This is a genomic window from Clostridium coskatii (assembly GCF_001675205.1).
In the GTDB taxonomy this organism is placed as follows: Bacteria; Bacillota; Clostridia; order Clostridiales; family Clostridiaceae; genus Clostridium_B; species Clostridium_B ljungdahlii.
The window spans coordinates 1-2,523 of sequence record NZ_LROR01000079.1; the positions used below are offsets into that span (position 1 = coordinate 1).

1 protein-coding gene and 1 pseudogene are annotated in these 2,523 nt (G+C 30.3%); both read right to left on the minus strand.

The window, feature by feature from the left end:
* Nucleotides 1-123: 123 nt before the first annotated feature.
* Nucleotides 124-1,230 (minus strand): annotated as a pseudogene (locus CLCOS_RS17705) (glycosyltransferase family 2 protein); the annotation flags it as partial.
* A 135-nt stretch (nucleotides 1,231-1,365) separates the two neighbouring features.
* Nucleotides 1,366-2,421 (minus strand): type IV pilus twitching motility protein PilT, encoded by a 1,056-nt coding sequence (locus CLCOS_RS17710; protein ID WP_013237892.1) that lies wholly within the window; start codon nucleotides 2,419-2,421, stop codon nucleotides 1,366-1,368.
* Nucleotides 2,422-2,523 lie beyond the last annotated feature (102 nt).

Below are 2,523 nucleotides of genomic sequence, written 5' to 3' on the forward strand. Positions count from 1 at the left end.
AGGTATATGGTGATTTTGTTTCTTTACAATTCAATTTTACCATAAATCAGTGAGGAGTTATTTTATTTTACGACAAAAAATATCCCGCATTTATGCGGGTTACAGCGTTTCGCAAACGCCTATTTCTAAAATAAGTACAAAAGGAGTATATACAAATTGTAATATAGAAAATAGTACCGCTATAATCGTAAACAAATCAAAATTTATAGAGTATACAACTGTATTGAAATTAGATATTAAATTATATGTCTTCATAAAATATTGAATTACACCACTTATAGCAGAAATTCCTATGAGAACAGTTACTATAGGTTGAATACTATAAAATGCACAATCAAGAAGTACAAAATTGCAACTTTTTATTGATTTTATTAAAAGTTTAAAAAAATATCTGCTGGATACATCTGCAAATCCCTGCATCCACCTTTTTCTCTGTTTCCAAGACTGGAAAAGTGTAAGTGGCTTTTCATCATATATTATGGCATCATGAGCCCATCCTACCTTATAACCATGCAATACCAATTTACATGTAAACTCCAAATCTTCCGTAAGACACGTGGCACCCCAACCTAACTTTTTTAAAACAGTTATATCTATGCAAAAACCAGTTCCACCAAGTTGAGTCGACAAACCTAAATTACTTCTGGCTAGTTGAAACATCCTGTTGCAGGTCCAAAATGCTATAGAATAACTTCCTGTAATCCATGTATCACAAGGGTTCTTACTATCCAAATAACCTTGAACAACTTTATAGCCTTTGCAAAGTTGCTTATTCATCTCCTTCAAGAAATTCCTATTAACCAAATTATCAGCATCAAATATAGCAACAGCATCATATTTCTTTTTCATCTTAAAGATCTTATCAAACATCCACTCCAGTGCATAACCTTTACCTCTTTTTCCTTCGGTAAATCTTTCATACACAATGGCTCCTTTTTTTCTAGCCTTTAATGCAGTTTTATCTGTACAGTTATCTGCAATTACAAAAATGTCGTATAATGCCTTAGGATAATCAAGTTTTTTTAAACTTTCTATAATATCATCAATTACAACTTCTTCATTGTGAGCTGCAACAACTAATGCAAAACTTTTTTCTGGTTTTACCTCTCCAGTATCTTTTTTTCTCCGTATGCCAAAAATTGATATAAACAAATAATAAATAGATATTATATAAACTGTATAAGTTAAAACACGAGAGGCATTATGAATTAATTCCTTAAAAATGCTCAATTTAATCCCCCCTAATTCAAAGTTATTTTAGCACAAATAAAAATTAATTACTATAGTAATTATAATAATTAATTAAAATATTTTATTTATGTAAAAAAGCAGCACTTAAAAGTTCTACCTTTTTACATAAATTTTCTATAATGAAATTATTTTAGTTATTATATTTGCATCACAAGCATAGGCAATAGCAGACTCATAAGATATTAATCCTTTTTTATAAAGTTCCGCCAGTGCTATATCCATTGTCTTCATACCATACTTTGACCCGGTTTGCATTGAAGATTCTATTTGATAGGTTTTTCCTTCTCTTATCATATTTTTAATGGCGGGAGTAGCAATCATAGTCTCAACTGCTGCTACTCTTCCCTTACCATCTTCTCTATGTATAAGCTGCTGAGATACTATTCCCCTTAAAACTGCTGCTAATTGTATTTTTATCTGCTGTTGTTGATACGGTGGAAATACATCTACAATTCTATCTATAGTTTTAGCTGCTCCTATAGTATGTAAAGTCGAAAATACAAGATGTCCGGTTTCAGAAGCTGTAAGCACAACAGATATAGTTTCAAGGTCTCTCATTTCTCCCACTAAAATTACATCTGGATCTTCTCTAAGTACTGACTTTAAAGCATTAGCATAGCTTAGGGAATCTTTTCCTATTTCCCTCTGATTTATTATAGACTTGTTGTGCTTATGTAAATATTCTATAGGATCTTCTAAAGTTATTATATGTGCAGCTCTTGTACAATTTATTTCATTTATCATAGCTGCTAAAGTCGTACTTTTTCCACAACCTGTAGGACCTGTTACCAAAATCAGTCCTTTTTTATAAGATAAAAGATTTTTTATTACCTGTGGAAATTTAAGTTCATTTAAAGTTGGTATTTTCAATCCTACAACTCTCACTGCAATGGCATTACTTCCCCTTTGCTTGAAAATATTTACTCTAAATCTGCCAAGTCCAGCTACAGAAAATGATATGTCGATTTCTCCAATTTTCATATATTTATCATAATCTTTATCTAATATTTCTTTACTAAATCTTTCTGTATCTGATGGCTGCAGTTTTTCTTTTCCAAGTACTTCAAGTTCTCCATTTACCCTTATTACAGGAGGTATACCTACAGTAAGGTGCAAATCTGATGCCTCTTCTTTAATAGTTATTTCTAATAAATCTTTTAATGATAGCAATTTAAGTTCCCCTCTCTGATCCGTCTATATTTTCAATAATTATTTTATAGAATAAAACTTTAATTCAAAAATTTAAAAGTTATTTATAAAATTATAATATAA